Source organism: Nocardioides glacieisoli, from assembly GCF_004137245.1.
GTDB classification, from domain to species: Bacteria; Actinomycetota; Actinomycetes; order Propionibacteriales; family Nocardioidaceae; genus Nocardioides; species Nocardioides glacieisoli.
In genome coordinates this window covers 1-1497 of sequence record NZ_SDWS01000030.1, presented here as the reverse complement: position 1 = coordinate 1497, position 1497 = coordinate 1, and the positions used below count along the sequence as shown (strand labels likewise).

The 1497-nt window shown below is 68.4% G+C and carries 2 protein-coding genes; one reads left to right on the top strand and one right to left on the bottom strand.

Going from position 1 to position 1497, the window contains the following annotated elements:
* The coding region (locus EUA06_RS22845) for a hypothetical protein (protein WP_207208503.1) at positions 1-341 on the bottom strand (341 nt) is incomplete at its 3' end.
* Between EUA06_RS22845 and EUA06_RS22215 the strand changes: the two genes are divergently transcribed.
* Positions 249-1484 (top strand): ISL3 family transposase, encoded by a 1236-nt coding sequence (locus tag EUA06_RS22215; protein ID WP_242498329.1) that lies wholly within the window; start codon positions 249-251, stop codon positions 1482-1484. The genes EUA06_RS22845 and EUA06_RS22215 overlap by 93 nt on opposite strands.
* Positions 1485-1497 lie beyond the last annotated feature (13 nt).

The following is a 1497-nucleotide window of genomic DNA, read 5'->3' as shown; positions in this document are numbered from 1 at the left end:
GGCCCTTCCCAGATGAGCGTGGTTGAGGTGCTCGCCTCGAGCGGCGTGTCTGGGCGGTGAAATGGCGTCAGGGCCCTCACGATCAACGGCGACCAAGCTGTTGCTCCTGAAGGACCCTGACGTTGATGCACTCTACGTGCGCCTGCGTGCCGTCGCCGTCTCCTCGGTGGTGTCCGCGGGCCGATGAACTGTTCGGTGTCGAGGGCGTCCACGTCCTCGATGTGACCACCCGTGACGACGGCACGATCATGCTCGATGTCGAATCCGACGCAGACCTGGCCGGTTGCCCGGACTGCGGCGTGGTCGCGGTCGGTCACGGCCGACGGGTCCAGGTCCTCCACGACGCGCCGTGCTTCGGCCGGCCGGTGCGGGTGCGGTGGCGCAAGCGGATCTGGCGATGTCCCGAACGGTCGTGCCCGCGGTCGACGTGGACCGAGGACCACCCTTACGCACCGGCCCGGGCGAAGCTCACCAGCAGGGCGACATCGTGGGCGGTAGACGCGTTGCGCCATGACGACACCACCGTGTCCGCAATCGCCCGGCACCTCGGCGTCGCGTGGGACACCTGCTGGACGGCGATCAAGGCGGCAGCGTCGACCCGGCTCGCTGACCCGGCCCGGCTGGGCAACATCAAGACCATCGGGGTGGACGAGCACATCTGGCGCCCCTCCAAGATCTCCTCCACCGACAAGGCGGTCACGGTGATGGTCGACCTGACCCGTGACGAGCACGGTTGCCTGCGCGCCCGGCTCCTCGACGCCGTCCAGGGCCGCTCGGGGCGGGTCTACGCCGACTGGCTCACCGACCAAGGCGTCGAGGGCGTCGACGTCAAGGTCACCATCGAGCACGCTGCGCTCGACCCGTTCCGCGGCTACGCCAACGCCATCCGTGACGAGCTGCCCGACGCCGTCGCAGTGCTCGATGCGTTCCACGTCGTCAAGCTCGCCGGCAACGCCCTCGACGACGTCCGTCGTCGCGTCCAGCAGGCGACCCTGAGCCGGCGCGGTCACAAGGACGACCCGCTCTACAAGATCCGCCGGACCCTGCTCACCGGCGAGGAACACCTCACCGACCGACAACACCAACGCCTCGAGAAGTACCTACCGGTCGGTGACCCGAACTGCGAGGTCGAGGTCGCCTGGCGCGTCTACCAACTCGTCCGTTCGATCTACCACGCCGAGTCCCCGGCCGCGGGACGCACGATCGCGGAGAAAGTCCTCGACTCACTGCACACCTGCCCCATCCCCGAGGTCAAACGGCTCGGGAAGACCCTGCGCCGCTGGCGCGAAGAGATCCTCGCCTACTTCACCACCGGCGGCGTCAGCAACGGCGGCACCGAAGCCATCAACGGAGTCATCGAGAAGACCCGCAGGCTCGCCCACGGCTTCCGCAACTTCACCAACTACCGCATCCGGATCCTGCTCGCCGCCGACGGCTCACGCCCCTACCGACCAGCCCGCCCGACGAGAGCCGAACCATGCTGAACTGGGAAGAGCC